This window comes from Fructobacillus cardui, assembly GCF_963580785.1.
Classification (GTDB): Bacteria; Bacillota; Bacilli; order Lactobacillales; family Lactobacillaceae; genus Fructobacillus; species Fructobacillus cardui.
This window is the reverse complement of sequence record NZ_CAUZLS010000010.1, coordinates 1-16,945: the sequence shown is the minus strand read 5'-3', so window position 1 is coordinate 16,945 and position 16,945 is coordinate 1. Positions and strand designations below refer to the sequence as shown.

Genomic DNA, 16,945 nt, shown 5'->3' with positions numbered 1-16,945 from the left:
CGATTATATGAGGCGGTTGAACTCATTAACAAGCGGCCCATGAAATTACATCATTATCAAACACCATTGGAAGTTTTTACGGATGCGTTCGAATTAAACTTGTAATCTGCCCAGATTTAAAAAAAATTCATAATTTTAACCAAGAGTCTTATAGTTCATTTACTAAAAATTCATACTACCAGTGGAAGGATTCCGTAGATAAAATAATGTTTTCTGTCTTAAAAAAGAAAATTGAAGGTCAAGGATTCAATAGTGGCTATGACTTCTGAGGCAGATTAAACATAAAAGTTAGATTTCTAACTTATAAATTGCTGAGAAAGATTCCTATCTATGATAAAAACCAAATTTAAAGATTTTATTCAGCTTCACTTATTAATTGTTTCATCATTTTATTTATTAATAGTGAACTTAACTAGAAAGAACAAAAAAACTAATTGACTAGTGGTCAATAATCTAGTAAACTATTTAAGTATTGTTGACCATGGCCCCATGGTCAAGTGGTTAAGACGTCGCGTTCTCAGCGCGGAATCGAGGGTTCGACTCCCTCTGGGGCTATAGCAAGCTATACAGTGCAAATTTGCACTGTATAGCTTTTTTTGTAAGTAGCTTTATATCAAGGTCGCCAAAGTATATAAAATATAGTAAAAAACTCAGAACTCTGTCTCAATTTTGGAGCATGTATTAGAGAATGCATTTCCTACTTATCTGTATGCAGTATTCCACTCGCACACATCCCCAAATTCAGACCACAAAAATACCAGCAATCAACCCAAAAACCGCACCACCACACCCGCACCCAACACCCATTCTAACCACCTTCAACACTCGCCTTCATCAGGTTCGAACCCCGAGGCAAACTGTGAGATAATGAGGATATTCGAGCAAATGCTGAGTTCTGATTTTTTGCACTAACTAATAAACGTCTGCCCCCAACCGAAGCAACGGCCGAGCACTCTTAGCTAACGCAAACAATTAAACCTTCCTCATCCATTTTGCTCATGTACGTTAGGAGCTTTATCATGATTACCCTTTCCCACCTATCAAAAGCATTCGGCAGCCATCAAGCCGTTTCTGACCTGTCCTTTACCCTCCAACCGGGTGAAGTTCTCGGCTTAATTGGCCAAAACGGTGCCGGTAAAACCACGACTTTTCGGATGATTTTAGACTTTATCCAGGCAGACGACGGCACCATTTCCTGGGATAACCACCCAATCGACGATCATTTGCGTCGGAAAATCGGCTTCTTACCCGAAGAACGCGGTCTCTATCAAAAGCAAACGGTTGAAGAACAGGTCGTCTACCTGGCCCAACTTCACGGCATGGAGAAAAAGACCGCTAAGACTGCCCTCAAAGACTGGATGGATCGCTTACAAGTCGTTGGCGAGCCCGGTGACTTGGTTCAGTCCCTGTCAAAAGGGAATGCCCAAAAAATTCAAATGATTATGGCGCTGATTTTCGAGCCTGAATTTATCATCCTCGATGAACCCTTCTCAGGCTTAGATCCCGTCAATGCCGCCATTTTTATGGACGAAATTAAGCGTCTCAAATCCCGTGGTGCCATGATTATTTTTTCATCGCACAATATGGACAACGTTAGCCAAATTTCAGATCAATTACTGATGCTCAAAAAAGGTCGCACCGTCCTTCAGGGTCCCGTTCAGTCCATTCGTGAGTCTTTTGGTCGGACCCGCCTCTATGTTGAGGCCCCCCATTTGACGAAATCGGACTACCTGGCGATGGCCGGGGTCATTCACGCTGAACCAAAGGACAGTGGCTATATGCTAACACTTGCCTATGAAGCAGCCGGACGACAAATTTTTGAGGCGGTAACTCGCAACGGCTACATCCCCGCCTTCTCACAACAGCCACCAACCCTGGCCGAAATCTTTAAAACGGAGGTCAGCACCAATGACTAATCCAACACTCCTAGTTGCCAAGCATACCTACCTTACCCGCCTGAAGAAAAAGTCCTTCTGGTGGTTAATCATTTCACCGATTCTTTTAATTGCCGCAGCCGGTCTCCTTGGCTATGGTATTAGTTATTTCTCAAATGACCAGCCGGCAAAAGTAGCCGTTATTGGTCCCAGTACCAGTCGTGAAGCCATTAGCCAATCGGCCAGCAAGATGAACATCAAGGTCTCATCAATTACCGACGAACAGTCAGCACAATCGGCCTTGAAAAAGCAGTCAATTGACGGCATCCTGACTCTCAACGATGGTCAAGGCACATTAGTCACCCAGCAAAAAGCACCAAAAATTGATAAGAATCAATTACAAGCGGTCCTCAGTAAACTTTTCTTGACCACTCAGGCTGGGAATTACGGGCTAACTGCAAGACAAACCGCAGCACTGATGACGCCCTTTAGCCTCAAGACAACGGTCCAAAACCAATCAAGCCAACAGGATGCCGATAATAACCAAGCTGCAAAGGCGGTCATTTCAGTTGCTGTCACCATTATCGTCTTACTAATTGTTTCCACCTATGCTTCCCTAATCGGTAATGAAATTGCCAATGAGAAATCATCACGAATTATGGAAACCCTGTTAGCGGCTTCATCAGCCCAGGCGCAATACTTTGGCAAGCTCCTTGGTATTACCGGCCTCTTGGTCACCCAGCTCCTTTCCTATGTCGTCCTAGGGGTAGGAGCCAACCTCTTCGGTCAACAAATTACGATGGTTAAGCAGGCGCTTTCCTACCTAACCGCCTTGACCCCAGCCTTTTTGACTTATACGTTTGTCTTCATCATCGTAGCCACTGGCCTTTACCTGATTTTGGCAGCGATTGCGGCTTCATTAGTGAACGATACTTCACAGGTTTCCCAAGCAATGGTCCCTGTGACCACCCTGGCCATGATTCCCTATGTTGTTGGACTGGCATCCGCTTCAAACGGTGGCAATAACGTCGTCGTTCGAATTTTTGCTTACATCCCCTTCATGTCGCAATCAACGATGCCAAGCCTCCTCGCCAACCAATATGTTAACTGGTGGCAGGCACTTCTGTCACTGACCATTTCGCTGATTGCCCTCGTGGCACTTGCTCAATACGGTCAAAAGCTCTACGCTAAGAACGTTTTGTCCTACTCAGACGAAAATATCTTAAAGCAACTCTTAGCCTCTTTCAAGCGCTCTTAAGCGGTTAAAATCAGCGTTGCAATCGACTAGCTAACAGCGCACAAAAAAGCGACCCAAGTAATCAAATTGATTACTTCGAGTCGCTTTTAATTTGCCGTCAAACTGACGTCAAACGATATTAGTAATGTTACTTAAACCAAGCGTTGACTTGAGACTTGTGCTTACTAATCCAGTCATCGGCGGCCTTTGTAGGTGTCTTACCGTTTTGAATATCAAGCATCACCGTCTGCATGTCGTCCTGTGTCCAATGGAACTTCTTCATCACCTTGTAGACATCAGGGTTCGTCTGCTTCAAGTTCTTACGAACAACCGTATTAATTGTTTCTTGTGATCCCATCGTTCCCTTTGGATCAGCCAAGTACTTCAACTTATACTTGTTGAACATCCAGTGTGGTGACCAACCAGTCAAGATAATTGGTTGCTTATCCTTGTAAGCCTTATCCAATGCTGAAACCATTGCACCAGATGATGATGCCTGCAAATTCCAACCAGAAAGGTTACCGTAAGAATCAATTGTCTTTTGTGCAGCAGCCATAACACCGGCACCAGGCTCAATACCCGTAATGGTCTTGTTTGCCTGATTTGTCAAATCAGCAATTGAGTTGACATTCATATAATCTGGAACAACCAAACCTAACTTCACACCAGTCAAATTAGGACCAAGCAAATCAACATCGTTCTTATACTTAGCGTACAAGGCCTTGTGAGTATTTGGTAACCAAGCCGAAACAGTTGCATCAGTTTGCTTGTTAGCAACTGATTGCCAGTTCACGGCGTTATCAAGTGGCGTAATTGTCACATCATAGCCGTGCTGACGCATTGCTTCAGCCAAGACGTTCGTTGAGGCAACTTCAGAATCCCATTCAACATAGCCAATGTTGACTTTCTTTCCTGAAGCTTGATGAGCAGTGATGCTGCCGGCAATACCGGAGATAGCAATCACAGCCAACATTGCCCAAGTAGCCAACTTACGCCACTTTGGCAACTTTGGTGCAGAAACAGGTTCCGTGTTCATTCGTTGAACAAAGCGGTCAATGATAATGGCCAAGATAACCAAAGCGATTCCATTAACGAATCCTGAACCAACGTCGGCGTGTTGAACGGCTGACAAGACACCACGACCAAGTCCTGGTGCACCAATCATCGAAGCCGTCACAACCATTGACAAGGCCAACATAATAGTTTGCTTAGCACCGGCGATAATGGTGTTCTTTGCATTTGGCAATTCCAACTTGAACAACTTTTGCCAAGTCGTTGCCCCGAATGAGTCAGCGGCTTCGACCAAATCAGTTGGCACCTGTTGCAACCCAAGGTAAGTAAAGTTAACAACTGGTGGCAAGGCAAAGATAACGGAGGCAAAGGCCCCAGGCACGACACCGATACCAAAGAAAGCAACGGCCGGAATCAAATAAACAAAGGCGGGCATGGTCTGCATAAAGTCCAAGATGGGCTTTATGACCATGTAGGCCTTCGGCGACTTAGCTGTCCAAATCCCCAATGGAATTCCAATGACCAAAGAGACAGCCGAGGCCATCAAGACCAATGTCAGCGTCTGCATCAAATCAGACCACAATCCTTGGTTGGCAACCAAAGCCAAACCAATCAAGATAAAGAATGGTTGACCATATTTCTTAGGCGTCAACAACCATGAAATCAATGCCAAGGCGATGATGAAAATTGGCATTGGAATCGCTGTTAAGAAGTTCGTAATGCCATCCATCGTAGAGGAACCACTATTTTGAATGGCCGTAAAGAATCCAGAAAGATTCTTTGTTAACCAGTTAACCCCATCGGTTACCCAGGAGTCGATTGGGAGTTTGGCAACTGATAATAAATTAATCATTATTGTCTCCTTCCGTTTGGGCTAAAGCTTCAATCACGGCACCACGAATGATAATGCCGTGGAGCTTCTGATTTTCATCGACAACGGCCACGGGCGTGTGCGCGTCATAAATGATTGGCATAATGTCTGAAACAATCATATCAGGCGTTACGGTTGGCATCGCTGTGATCACGTCACGCAAAGTCAACTTTTCACGACGAGCATTCACAGCCGCATCAGATGTCACGTACCCGACAAATTTCCGGTTACCATCTACGGCAACCAAACCAGAAACCTCTTCTTCTGACATCCGGTGTAAGGCAACGTTTGGCCCATCAGTATCAGCGTTAACCGTCAAACCAGGAATCATGATGGATTCCGCATTCAAAACCTTTGAACGATCAACATCTTCCACAAAGTTTTCAACATAATCGTTGGCTGGGTTAGTCAAAATTTCTTCTCCAGTACCAATTTGTTGTAACTGACCATCCTTCATGATGGCAATCCGGTCACCCAAACGCAAAGCTTCGTTCAGGTCGTGGGTGATGAAGATAATGGTTTTCTTCACATTAGCCTGCAAATCCAAGAGTTCATCTTGCATTTCGTGACGAACCAATGGATCCAAGGCCGAAAAGGCTTCATCCATTAAGAGAATGTCAGGATCATTCGTTAATGCCCGTGACAAACCAACTCGCTGTTGCATCCCCCCTGAAAGCTGTGAAGGATACTGGTCCTTAAAGGACAAAAGTTTCGAATTTTCCAAGGCTTTTTCGGCACGTTCGCGCCGTTCTGCTGCTGGCACACCTTGGATTTCCAAACCAAATTCTGTGTTTTCCAGAATGGTCCGGTGTGGGAATAAGGCGAAATTCTGGAAGACCATCGACATTTTCTTCCGACGAATATCAAGCATTTCCTTCTTATTGTAATGGGTAATATTTTTCCCATCCAAAAAGATTTCCCCACTGGTTGGTTCGATCAGGCGGTTGAGCAAACGAATTAACGTTGACTTCCCAGAACCTGACAACCCCATGATGACGAAGATTTCGCCCTCATTTACATCAAGGTTAATGTCGTAAACACCAACCGTTGAACCAGTCTTTTCAAAGATTTCGTTCTTAGATTTATTTTCTTCAACCATCTTCAAAGCGGCCTTCTGGCGCTTTCCAAAAATTTTGGTTAAATGCTTAATCTGAACTTTTGGCATAAACCCTCCTATGAGTTGACTATCCTGCTCATTTAAAATAAACTAAATAAGTGACCACCGTCGTGGATTTTAGCGGTGGTCAATAGTGACCACTCTATTATCATACACTAGTGGTCACTTTTGTCAAATTAGAATATTTATTCACTAATTCTTTTAAAGGACGCCGGTTATGCCGAAAGTTAAAGAACCTCGTTATCACCAAATCGCTCAGGAAATCGCTGAGCACATCGTTAATAAACAATTTCTCGTTGGCGAAAAGCTGCATGCTCGGTCAACCTTAGCCGCAACCTTTGGCGTTTCCGCTGAAACCGCCCGCAAGGCGATTTCAGTGCTAGCCGATCTCGATATCGTCAAGCCCGTTCACGGCTCTGGCGTCGAAGTTCTTTCAAGGGAAAAGGCCCGTGAATTTCTCGATCAAGCAAAAGAAAGTCGCGACCTGCAAACCACTCACAGCGAAATTAAAGGCTTAATCGCTAAGCAAAAAGAGGACTTAGCTAATTTAGATGAGGCTTTTTCACTCATATTGGATCAAACCCAACGAGTGCGCAAAAATAATCCCATGTCACCTTACGAATTTATCCCCGAAGCCGACTCACCGATGCTTAACCAATCAATCGGTTCTTTGAACATTTGGCAAAATACCGGAGCAACGATTATCGCCATTCTCCACGAAGACGAAATTATCTTATCACCCGGCCCCTATGCCAATATCATGCCTGGTGATACGATTTATTTCGTTGGCTCCGATAAAACGGTTGAAGCTATCCATCAATTCTTTGCTGTTTAACAGCGCATTCTTTGTAAAAATCAGCTATTAGCGCTTGAATAGCACCGCACCAATTAATCAATTAAACAAAAAAACTAGAAAACCATTCGCCTGCATGCGCGAATTTGGTTTCTAGTTTTTATTTTGTCTTACTTTAAACGGTCGTGGTAGACCTTGCTTTGTTCTTCATAGCCTGGCTTATCCAAGAGGGCAAACATGGCCGTCTTATAGGCCTCAACACCAGGTTGGTTGAATGGGTTGATGTTAAAGAGATAACCTGAAACACCCACAGCCAATTCAAAGAAGTAAATCAATTCACCCAAACCGGCTTCATCTTGACGGTCCAAGTGGACGGCCAAGTTTGGCACACCGCCATCGACGTGAGCCAAGACAACGCCAGTTGCGGCAGTCTTATTAACTTCTTCCAATGACTTTCCTTCCAAATAAAGCAAGCCATCTTCGTTATCACCAGTCTTTGGGATTGGCAAATCATGCTTTGAATGATCAATACGAACAACCGTCTCAAAGAGGTCACGACGGCCTTCTTGGATATATTGACCAAGGGAATGCAAATCAGTTGAGTAGTTTGCAGATGAAGGATAAATGCCCTTTTGGTTCTTTCCTTCTGATTCACCCATCAACTGCTTCCACCACTCTGACAAATACTGCAAAGATGGTTCCCAGTTAGCCAAGATTTCAGTTGTATAGCCCTTATCGTAGAGAATCCGGCGGTAAGCCGCATAGGCTAAGACTGGGTTTTCATGGACATTGTCACTGCTATAAGTCTTTTCAGCTTCCGCTGCACCAGCCAAAACATTTTCAATATTGATGCCGGCAACGGCCATTGGCAACAAACCAACCGCTGATAAAACAGAGAATCGACCACCAATACCATCAGGGATAACCAACGTTTGGTACCCTTCGGCGGTTGCCTCATTCTTCAAGGCACCCTTCTTGGCATCCGTCGTGGCCACGATACGTTCTTTGGCACCTTCTTCACCATACTTGGCTACCAAACGTTGCTTAAAGAAACGAAAGGCAACGGCTGGCTCCGTCGTGGTTCCTGATTTTGAAATCACGTTCACAGAGAAATCTTGGTCACCGATTACTCGGTCCAATTCATCTAAGGCCATTGGTGACATGGCATTACCTGCAAAGTATACCTTGACTTCATCGCCCTGGACTAATTCGTTATGCCAAGGTGACTTCAAAAAGTCGATGGCCATTCGCGATCCCAAGTAAGAACCACCAATTCCAATGACCACCAAAACCTTAGAATTCTTTCTAATCGCATCCGCCGCCTGATGAATTGGTGCTAAGCTAGCTTGGTCTTGGCTCGATGCCCAGTGGAACCAATCGGTAAAATCAGCCCCCGCACCGGTCTTATTTACCAACGTCTGATGCGCAAAACGAACCTGATCCTTAATTTCATCTAATTCGTTGTCTGCAACAAAGTTCTGTAAACCATTCGAATCAAAATGGATTGCTGCCATGAAGAATACCCCTTTCTGTCCGGAAAGTAAACGCTTTCACTGTTTTTATTATAGCACTCTTTACGGTAATGTTAACGCTGTGACTAAAAATTAGGCAAACTTTTTTTAAACTATTTCTTAGCTGTCGCCGTTAAAACTTGTAAAGGAATTTCCTTATCCGTGTCAGAAAGGCCAGGCAGGAAGGTCGCCTTCAACTCCGGCTTCGCATAGGTGACCACGTCGGTACTCTTGTCATCGGGACGAGATTTTAAGTCCTTCAACGATTGAATCTTCAATGACTTTTTCGGACTAGTCCAATAAGTCTTGCTTGCTGCCACCTGCACGTCAACTGATTTACTTTCCCCATCGACACCAACAGTCTTGTGGTTTGTCAGTTGCTTACCCACCGTATAGGTATACGCTTTCTTTTTGGCCAAAACCTGGTTAACCATATCAATTGTGGTTTGGAACCGTTGCTTTGTATCCGTGTAATCGGCGGCATTGTTGACAACCGTCAAGAATTCATGTCCCTGTTGGTCAACGACGTAACCAGTGAAACAAGCCCCGGCTTCTGGCGTTGAACCCGTCTTCAAACCAAGGATTTTCAACCCGTTTTCATTATCCAAGCCTTTGACAATGTTGGCAAATCCCTGACCAAAATCAGAAGTTTCCGTTACCTTGACGGTCTTGTTTTTTGTATAGGTAATCGTTGGACTAGCCGTCACCGTCTTCAAGGTTGGATCCATTGTCATGATTTTTTTGGCAATTTCTGCCACCTGCATCGCTGATGCATGGTTTGCAGCCGAATCAGATGCGGAGGTAACTTCGTTGTTGTTATAAGAGTCACCGTTTGTCAAACCGGCCCCATTATACCAGGCGGTTCCCTTTAAGTTCAGGTCACTGGCCAAAGACTCGAGGGTTTGTTGGGCTGTTTGTCCGGGCTTGGTTAAGGCTGCCGTTAAAGTCAGCGCAGCATCATTGGCGGAATTAGTAAACATTGCCCAGTACAGGTCGCGCACCGAAAGCTTATCGCCCGTCTTCATATTCAAATGCGAAATGGCATCCGCATTTTGTGCCGAAAGATCGGCATTAGCTGGCACAGTCACCAAGTCAGTCCACTTCAATTGATTGCTTTCGATGGCCTTCAAAACACCGTAAGCCACCAACATTTTACTTTCAGAGGCGATTGGTGCTTGCTTATTAGCATCCTTTTCCCCCAAAACTTGGCCGGATGTTAAATCAATCACCACGGCCGAAGTGGCATCAACATTTAAGCTTACCGGTTGGTCCTTAGTTGCCTGGATCGATGATTTAACATCATCTGGTGTCAAAAAATATAGACCAGCACCCAGCAAGGCCAGCACCAACACAAGGATGGCAATTAGGATGGCCCAAAACCGCCCCCGTTTTTTCTTTCGATTGGCGGCCTGTAACCGATACATTGGCTTTTCACTCATAACTCTATTCTTCTTTCACTTGTTTCAGCGGGAGGGTCATGACGAATGCCGTGGCCGTCTCATCTGATTCGACTTTTACGTGACCGTTATGCTGGTCAATAATGCCCTTCACGATGGCAAGGCCTAAGCCCGTACCACCAGTCTTGTTGTTACGCGATTCTTCCACTCGGTAAAAACGTTGAAAAATATGATTAGCCGAACTAGCAGGTATAGCAGGACCATCATTAATCACCCTGATTTCTACCAATCCATTCTCCTTGACCTGGCCAGTTAATTTGATAAAGCTAGCACCTTGACCATATTTCAGTGCGTTTTCAACCAAGTTGATCAAAACCCGAGCTAATTTGTCCGAGTCACCTGCCATCACAATCACACGTGGGTCTAAATTAGTAGCAAAGCGCAGATGGCGATTTTCCGCCTCCATGGCATAGTTCGCTAGGACTTGATCAAAAAGGTCGCCCAGCGAAAAATCAGTAATATTCAAGCTCACCTGTGTTGTTTGTAACTTGGCAAACTCAAAGAGGTCTTCAACCAGTGTCTTCATCTGGTTGGACTTATGATAGGCCGTCTTTAAATATTTAGCCTGGTCTTCTTCTGATAAGGGCGAATTGGGCGTGACCACTAAGCCCAGGTAACCAATAATGGCCGTTAGCGGCGTCCGTAAGTCATGAGAGATGTTGGTCATCATCTCATCCTTCGACTTTTCAACGGCTAACTGCTCTTCATGAGTCAAATTGAACTCGGCGACCACACGGTCAACTAAGGCCGTTAACTGCCGTGCTTGATTGCTATAAGTCGGTAACTGCCGCTTTTCCTGGTTTTCAGGTAAATCCGACTCATCATTGCCATCCGATTTGTGATCAAGGTCAGGATGGTTGGCAAGGGTGTAGAGTCGTTTCATCAGGTTTAGCAATAACAACCGTTCTCGACTACGCCGCCACAGATGAATCAACCAAATAATTAATAACAGTAGCCAAACAATGTAAAAAAAAGGCCAGCTTTCCCGAGCTGACCAATTCATTTTGTCTTTTAAGAGGTCAAAGACCAACGCCCAGGCAAGGCCAAACGAGGTCAAGGTGGCCAAAAGTAAAGACAAAACGGTTTGCGCCAAAATTGTACTTTTTTTGACCATAATTAGCTCACTTCAATCTTGTAACCAACACCCCAGACAGTCTGGATAACCTGGTCACCATGTGTTGCTTCTTCTAATTTATCGCGCAAGTGGGAAACGTGCACCATGACCGTCTTAGCAGAAACAACAGATTCCTGTTGCCAGACGCGCTCAAAAATGTCATCAGCAGAGAAAACGCGGTTTGGATGAGAGGCCAACAGGTATAAAATTCCAAATTCTAAGGCCGTCAAATTAACCAAATCACCACTGGTTGTCTTCACCTCGTGGGAATCCTTGTTGATCACTAAAGAGGCTACCGATAACACATCCGGCTTTTGCTCCTGGACCATGTTTTGGGATCGCCGCAAAAGCGAACGAATTCGGGCCATCACTTCCAAAGGATTAAAGGGTTTTGTGACGTAGTCGTCGGCGCCGGAAATCAGTCCCTGAATCTTGTCCATATCAGAAGACTTAGCCGAGAGCATCAAAATTGGAATGTGCGTATCCTTGCGAACAGCCTTTAACACCTCTAAACCAGACATATTGGGCATCATAATGTCCAATACCATTAAAGCAACATCCGGGTTAGTATTTAACTTTGAGAGGGCTTCTTTCCCATCTTGTGCAATCACGGGTTCGTAGCCTTCGTTTTTCAAGTAAATTTCTAATAATTCAGCGATTTCTTGATCGTCGTCGACAACTAAGATTTTCATCCCTTACTCCTTTTGATTTGCCTCATCTACCCGTGCTTGCTGAGACAACTTTGAAATGGCCAAAATACCACCATGTTCCAATCCAGCATGCTTTCGGTTCAACAGATATGCCAACCAAGCCAAAGCCAAGACCAACACATTCCCAAAAAGTGGCAAACTTGGGTTAATTACTGAAGGAACAAACATGAAGGCCGTAAAGCCGGCAACCCAAAGGATGGCAACAACAATCAGCAACAACCAAGTTGGCATTTTCTTCTTAGGGTTCTTGTCCTTTGGATTAGGTACCAAACGTTGCATTGCCAGGGTATAAATAGCACCACCCCAGAATGACAGCAAGAGCATTGACACAACGCCGATTCCCTGGCTTTCGCTTGAACTCTTGCCAAAACTCATCGTAACAGCGAAAAAACCAGACAAGAACATGACCAAGACCAAAGCCGTGTCAGTGGCCAAGAATGTAAAGGAATAATCGTGGAACTTCTTAGCTAAACGACGAGGATTCAAGTACTGCTGCAAAAGTTGAGCCGGTGACCCATACATTTGTGCAGCTGTTTTCCCTGCCTTTTGGCCGACGTAAAGCTTGTCAGAAACTGTTTGCACGATTTCTTCCTTGCGTTCGTCACTTAACTTGTCAGTTTCCGCCAAGCCCTTCTTAAATCGAAAAATAAAGTCTTGGTTCTTCTTGCTTAATTGGGAATCTACTTGAGTCATCTTACTGTCTTTCGTCCTTTAAATTTATTATACGTTGAAACGGAATTCGATAATATCGCCGTCCTGAACGTCGTAATCTTTTCCTTCTGATCGCAACTTACCGGCTTCTTTAACCGCTTTAACAGAGCCGTACTCGTCCAAATCAGCAAAGGCAATCGTTTCTGCTCGGATGAACCCACGCTCAAAGTCAGAATGGATAACACCGGCAGCCTGAGGTGCCTTGTAGCCAGCCTTAAAGGTCCATGCACGCGTTTCTTTACCACCAGCGGTAAAGAATGTTCGCAAGTCTAATAAGTGGTAAGCAGAGCGAATCAACTTGTTCAAACCAGGTTCCTTGACACCAGCCAATTCCAAATAATCGGCCTTTTCATCATCGTCTAGTTGTGCAATTTCTTCTTCTGCATTTGCTGACAAAGCAATCACTTCTGCTTTTTCAGAATCAGCGAAATCCTTAATTTTTTGATAGTACGGTGAGTTCGTTGGATTAGCCATGTCGTCTTCTGCGATATTGGCAACATAAAGCGTTGGCTTTGACGTCAACAAGAACAAGCTCTTCACGACCTTTTCTTCTTCTTCTGAGAAGTCAATTGTCCGGACAGCCTTACCAGCTTCCAAGACCGGCTTAATCTTTTCCAATACAGCAGCTTCGGCCTTGGCAGCCTTGTCAGATCCCTTGGCAGCACGAGCAACCTTAGCATAGCGCTTATCGACCGCTTCCAAATCAGCTAAGACCAATTCGGTATTAATAGTATCGATATCATCAAGTGGATCAACTTTGCCGTTAACGTGGATGATTTCATCGTCATCAAAGGCACGAACAACGTGAACGATGGCGTTCACTTGGCGGATGTTTTCCAAGAACTTGTTTCCAAGTCCTTCACCCTTAGATGCGCCCTTCACGATACCGGCGATGTCGGTAAATTCAAATGTTGTTGGAATAATCTTATCTGCTGGTTCAATTTCTTGAATCCGAGCTAAGCGATCATCTGGTACTTCAACAATCCCAACATTTGGTTCGATGGTGGCAAATGGGTAGTTTGCCATTTCCGCACCAGCCTTTGTGATTGCATTAAAAAGTGTTGACTTACCAACGTTAGGTAGTCCAACGATTCCAGCTGTTAAAGCCATGTCTGTTTATCCTTTCGTCTTGAACCGCGAAAATTAATCTTCTTCGGCCTTTTTTAAGACTTTTTTCAAGCGTTTTTCAAAGTTAAACCGGGTCAACATAATTGTCCGGTTACAGTTCGAACAGGTAATTTTAATATCGGCCCCAAGGCGGTTCACCACCCAAGCGTTAGTTCCGCAAGCATGGGGCTTCTTCATTTCAACTAGGTCGCCCAGACCGTATTCAATTGATTGCGCCATCTTAATCTACCTCAATTGACAAAATACTTAAGATTCGGGCCAGATCTTGTTCTGAAAGATAGGCAATTTCAATCTTTCCAGCACCCTTTGAACCGGTGTTGACCTTGACCTTCGTTCCAAATTTGTCTTCTAATCGATTTGCTAAATCCTTAGCAAACGGTGATTCAGCCTTTTTAGCAGGCTTTTGGTCACCAGCGTTGACCTTCTTGACCAGTGCTTCGACCTGACGAACATTCAACTGTTCTTTCAAAATTGTTTGAACAACCGTATTCATCTGGCCTTCTTTTTCCAAGCCAAGTAAGGCACGGGCTTGCCCCATTGAAAGCTCACCAGCTTGAACCAGGTCTTGGACCTGATTTGGTAACTTTAACAACCGCAAAGCGTTGGCAATCGTGGTCCGTTCTTTACCTAATTTTTCGGCCAGTTGAGTTTGGTTTAAATCCAGCTGGGCCATCAAGTTTGCATAAGCACGTGATTCTTCAATCGGGTCCAAGTTATCGCGTTGCAAGTTTTCAATCAACGCCAACGTTGCCATCGTGTCATCATTGGTTGCCCGAACAATCGCAGTAATTTCCTTCACCGGCAACGTCTTCGTTGCGCGGAAACGACGTTCACCAGCAATAATTTGATACTTAGCACCGCTTTGACGGACAATAATCGGCGTCAACAAGCCATTTTCTTTAATCGACTGAGCCAGCTCTTTGATGGATTCTTCATCAAAGTGCAACCGTGGTTGAAACGGATTGGCTTCAATTTGGTCTAAGGGAATCGAAATGACTTTTTCCCCAGCCTCCGGGTTGCGGCTAATTGTTTTGGAATGGGCCAAAGCTTCCTTTGAAATACCATTAGATCCAAAGAGCGAATCCATGTTTTTACCCAAGCCACCTTTTTTATTAACCATATTGCGCCATGACCTCCTTCGCAAATTCGGTATACACCCGCGCACCAAGTGACTTTGGATCAAAATCAATAATCGCCTGGCCGTATGACGGTGCTTCCGATAACCGAACTGTCCGCGGAATGACCGTATGGTAAACCCGGTCTTCAAAGTATGTTCGTACTTGTTCAGAGACCTGCTTTGCTAAATTAGTTCGGGTATCAAACATTGTCAATAAAATTCCAGCCATTTCCAAATCAGGATTCAGGCCTTGGCGGACAAGTTCAATCGTATTGAGCAATTGTCCCAACCCCTCTAAGGCATAAAATTCGGTTTGGACTGGAATCAACACCGCATCTGCTGCCGTGAAAGAATTAATTGTTAAAAGCCCTAGTGAAGGCGGATTATCAATCAAAATATAGTCATATTGGTCGGCCAGCGGTGCCAGCGCATCCTTTAAACGAAATTCCCGTCGAGGAAGATCAACTAATTGCACTTCACTTTCTGACAGCTGAATGGTCGTTGGTAAAATATCGAGTGTACCCGCTTTGACAATAGCATCGTTAGCAGCAACTCCGTTAATCAAAACTTCATAAGCATCATTTTCTAATTCTGATTTGTCAACACCAACACCAGAGGTTGCATTTCCCTGTGGATCGGCATCTACTAACAAAACCTTCTTACCAGCCTTCGCCAAGGCAGCACCCAGGTTAATACTTGTCGTTGTCTTGCCAACCCCACCCTTTTGGTTGGCTAAAGCAATAATCTTTGCCATCTGCTGGCTCCTTTTTCTTTTATAATGGCTTTTTGCTAGGTGTACCCGCTTGTCTTGGATACTTCTTTGGTGTCTTTTGTACCTTATCGATAATCTGAATCATTCGTGGATCCTGATTTGGTAAAGTGAAAGTAAAGCTTTCCTTTAATTGGCCACCAAGTGTCTGTAAAGCCTTTTTTCCGGCCTTCAGTTCATCTTCGCCAGCAGAACCCTTCATCACTAAAAGTTGTCCACCGATTTTCACAAACGGTAATGTGTACTCAGCTAAAACTGCAGTTCGCGCCACTGCTCGAGCCGTCGCGTAATCAAAGCTTTCACGTATTTTTTGATCTTGTCCAAAATCTTCGGCACGACCATGCACAACCATCACGTTTTCTAAACCAAGGTCTGCAACAACCGTTTTCAAAAAATTCACTCGCTTGTTCAAAGAATCAACCAACGTTACCTTTAAGTTTGGTAAAGCAATTTTTAAAGGAATTGCCGGGAAGCCAGCACCAGAACCAATATCAATCAAAGTTGGTTCGGCAAACCTTAAAGCCGGTTGGTAAATTGCCAATGTCAGCGAATCATAAAAATGCTTCAAATAAACCTCATCATGGTCCGTAATGGCGGTCAAATTAAATTCCTTATTTGTCTCAACCAACAAGGAAAAATAACGGTCAAACTGCTCAATTTGCTGGTCTGACAGTGTCAAACCGGCTTCTTCAAGGGTCTTTAAAAATGCTTCTTGGTCCAAAATCATCCTCCAAACCAGGTCCTATTTCACCTAGTTTACTCTTAACAAGAATACCTAAAAAACGGGGAAAATTCAAGGTTTCACCCACTTTTTGTCCAAAGAAAAAACCCGGACAAAAGTCCAGGTTTTTCGTTATGCCCTCGGTGGGAGTCGAACCCACACGGTGTTGCCACCACTGGATTTTGAGTCCAGCGCGTCTGCCAATTCCGCCACAAGGGCAATATAAAGTATAAATACTTTATTAGGGCGGTAGAAGGGGATCGAACCCTCGCATGCTGGATCCACAAACCAGTGTGTTAACCACTTCACCACTACCGCCATGGCAGGGATAGAGGGAATCGAACCCCCATCAACGGTTTTGGAGACCGCTATTCTACCATTAAACTATATCCCTAAGGTATTAACAATCAGCTATCGCCGAAATAACATGATGAGGACTTGCACCCCACAAGGTTACTCTAACTCATGTTTGAAAACAAAAAAGAGGGCGTAGCTTAATGGACGATACAGGGATCGAACCTGTGACCCCCTGCTTGTAAGGCAGGTGCTCTCCCAGCTGAGCTAATCGTCCAAAATGGAGAGAAAGGGATTCGAACCCTCGAAGCAGCTTTCACCGCTTACACGGTTTCCAACCGTGCTCCTTAAGCCTGACTCGGACACCTCTCCGGAAAACTCTCTTTTGTTTTCAATATAATATGTACGGCATCGCATCGTCCTATCCTCGCAGCCAGCGTTCCGGCAACTACTTTCGGCGCTATAGAGCTTAACTTCTGTGTTCGAGATGGGTACAGGTGGTTCCTCTAT

Annotated in this window: 15 protein-coding genes, 6 tRNA genes, 1 rRNA gene and 1 pseudogene; 5 read left to right on the top strand and 18 right to left on the bottom strand. The window is 44.6% G+C overall.

The genetic code is table 11. The features are described 5' to 3' along the window. The 4 genes and pseudogenes from AABI20_RS07630 to AABI20_RS07440 all read left to right on the top strand — a co-directional run. Nucleotides 1-105: pseudogene (locus AABI20_RS07630) on the top strand (IS30 family transposase); the annotation flags it as partial. 378 nt (nt 106-483) lie between these two features. After that, nucleotides 484-555 (top strand) — tRNA-Glu (locus AABI20_RS07450). Between the two features lie 464 nt (nt 556-1,019). Continuing rightward, nucleotides 1,020-1,916 carry an ABC transporter ATP-binding protein gene (locus AABI20_RS07445; protein ID WP_338347336.1) on the top strand — a complete coding sequence of 299 codons (897 nt, stop codon included), beginning with the start codon at nt 1,020-1,022 and terminating at the stop codon, nt 1,914-1,916. After that, nucleotides 1,909-3,132 (top strand): ABC transporter permease, encoded by a 1,224-nt coding sequence (locus AABI20_RS07440; RefSeq protein ID WP_338347335.1) that lies wholly within the window; start codon nt 1,909-1,911, stop codon nt 3,130-3,132. Before AABI20_RS07445 ends, AABI20_RS07440 begins: the two co-directional genes overlap by 8 nt. Nucleotides 3,133-3,259: 127 nt before the next feature. On the opposite strand, the gene AABI20_RS07435 is transcribed toward AABI20_RS07440, so the two are convergent. Both AABI20_RS07435 and AABI20_RS07430 read right to left on the bottom strand, forming a co-directional pair. After that, nucleotides 3,260-4,975, bottom strand: coding sequence for an ABC transporter permease/substrate binding protein (locus tag AABI20_RS07435; protein ID WP_338347334.1), 1,716 nt, complete (start codon nt 4,973-4,975; stop codon nt 3,260-3,262). Continuing rightward, complete coding sequence (locus AABI20_RS07430) at nt 4,968-6,158, bottom strand: quaternary amine ABC transporter ATP-binding protein (protein ID WP_047975527.1); 1,191 nt, start codon at nt 6,156-6,158, stop codon at nt 4,968-4,970. The genes AABI20_RS07435 and AABI20_RS07430 overlap by 8 nt, the downstream gene beginning before the upstream one ends. 169 nt (nt 6,159-6,327) lie before the next feature. On the opposite strand from AABI20_RS07430, the gene AABI20_RS07425 reads away from it, so the two are divergent. Next, entirely contained in the window at nt 6,328-6,945 is a 618-nt protein-coding gene (locus AABI20_RS07425) for a GntR family transcriptional regulator (protein WP_248660982.1), read from the top strand. 128 nt (nt 6,946-7,073) lie between these two features. On the opposite strand, the gene AABI20_RS07420 is transcribed toward AABI20_RS07425, so the two are convergent. From AABI20_RS07420 to rrf, 16 genes are all read right to left on the bottom strand, one after another. Further along, nucleotides 7,074-8,417, bottom strand: coding sequence for a glucose-6-phosphate isomerase (locus tag AABI20_RS07420; protein ID WP_288845817.1), 1,344 nt, complete (start codon nt 8,415-8,417; stop codon nt 7,074-7,076). Between the two features lie 110 nt (nt 8,418-8,527). Further along, nucleotides 8,528-9,853, bottom strand: coding sequence for a D-alanyl-D-alanine carboxypeptidase family protein (locus AABI20_RS07415; RefSeq protein ID WP_248660984.1), 1,326 nt, complete (start codon nt 9,851-9,853; stop codon nt 8,528-8,530). A gap of 4 nt (nt 9,854-9,857) precedes the next feature. Further along, nucleotides 9,858-10,985, bottom strand: a complete 1,128-nt coding sequence (locus tag AABI20_RS07410) for a sensor histidine kinase (protein ID WP_288845815.1) — start codon at nt 10,983-10,985, stop codon at nt 9,858-9,860. A gap of 2 nt (nt 10,986-10,987) precedes the next feature. Continuing rightward, entirely contained in the window at nt 10,988-11,677 is a 690-nt protein-coding gene (locus AABI20_RS07405; RefSeq protein ID WP_047975531.1) for a response regulator transcription factor, read from the bottom strand. Nucleotides 11,678-11,680: 3 nt separating this feature from the next. Next, nucleotides 11,681-12,388 (bottom strand): DUF1129 family protein, encoded by a 708-nt coding sequence (locus tag AABI20_RS07400; protein WP_047975532.1) that lies wholly within the window; start codon nt 12,386-12,388, stop codon nt 11,681-11,683. Between the two features lie 27 nt (nt 12,389-12,415). Beyond that, on the bottom strand, nt 12,416-13,516 hold the full coding sequence (ychF, locus tag AABI20_RS07395; protein ID WP_288845812.1) for a redox-regulated ATPase YchF: 1,101 nt from the start codon (nt 13,514-13,516) through the stop codon (nt 12,416-12,418). A 33-nt stretch (nt 13,517-13,549) separates the two neighbouring features. After that, entirely contained in the window at nt 13,550-13,753 is a 204-nt protein-coding gene (locus tag AABI20_RS07390; RefSeq protein ID WP_047975534.1) for a DUF951 domain-containing protein, read from the bottom strand. Between the two features lies 1 nt (nt 13,754). Beyond that, nucleotides 13,755-14,654: a ParB/RepB/Spo0J family partition protein gene (locus AABI20_RS07385; protein ID WP_338347332.1), complete on the bottom strand. Its 900-nt coding sequence runs from the start codon at nt 14,652-14,654 to the stop codon at nt 13,755-13,757. After that, nucleotides 14,647-15,405 carry a ParA family protein gene (locus AABI20_RS07380; protein ID WP_047975536.1) on the bottom strand — a complete coding sequence of 253 codons (759 nt, stop codon included), beginning with the start codon at nt 15,403-15,405 and terminating at the stop codon, nt 14,647-14,649. Before AABI20_RS07380 ends, AABI20_RS07385 begins: the two co-directional genes overlap by 8 nt. A gap of 19 nt (nt 15,406-15,424) precedes the next feature. Continuing rightward, the gene (gene rsmG / locus AABI20_RS07375; protein ID WP_338347331.1) at nt 15,425-16,141 is read right to left on the bottom strand and encodes a 16S rRNA (guanine(527)-N(7))-methyltransferase RsmG; all 717 of its coding nucleotides are present in this window, start codon (nt 16,139-16,141) and stop codon (nt 15,425-15,427) included. Between the two features lie 135 nt (nt 16,142-16,276). Further along, nucleotides 16,277-16,360 (bottom strand) — tRNA-Leu (locus AABI20_RS07370). A gap of 26 nt (nt 16,361-16,386) precedes the next feature. Continuing rightward, nucleotides 16,387-16,459 (bottom strand) — tRNA-His (locus tag AABI20_RS07365). Nucleotides 16,460-16,461: 2 nt separating this feature from the next. After that, nucleotides 16,462-16,535, bottom strand: a tRNA-Trp gene (locus AABI20_RS07360). Between the two features lie 104 nt (nt 16,536-16,639). Then, nucleotides 16,640-16,712 (bottom strand) — tRNA-Val (locus tag AABI20_RS07355). A 4-nt stretch (nt 16,713-16,716) separates the two neighbouring features. Continuing rightward, a tRNA-Ser gene (locus AABI20_RS07350) sits at nt 16,717-16,807 on the bottom strand. Between the two features lie 36 nt (nt 16,808-16,843). Beyond that, a 5S ribosomal RNA gene (gene rrf, locus AABI20_RS07345) occupies nt 16,844-16,945 on the bottom strand; the annotation flags it as partial.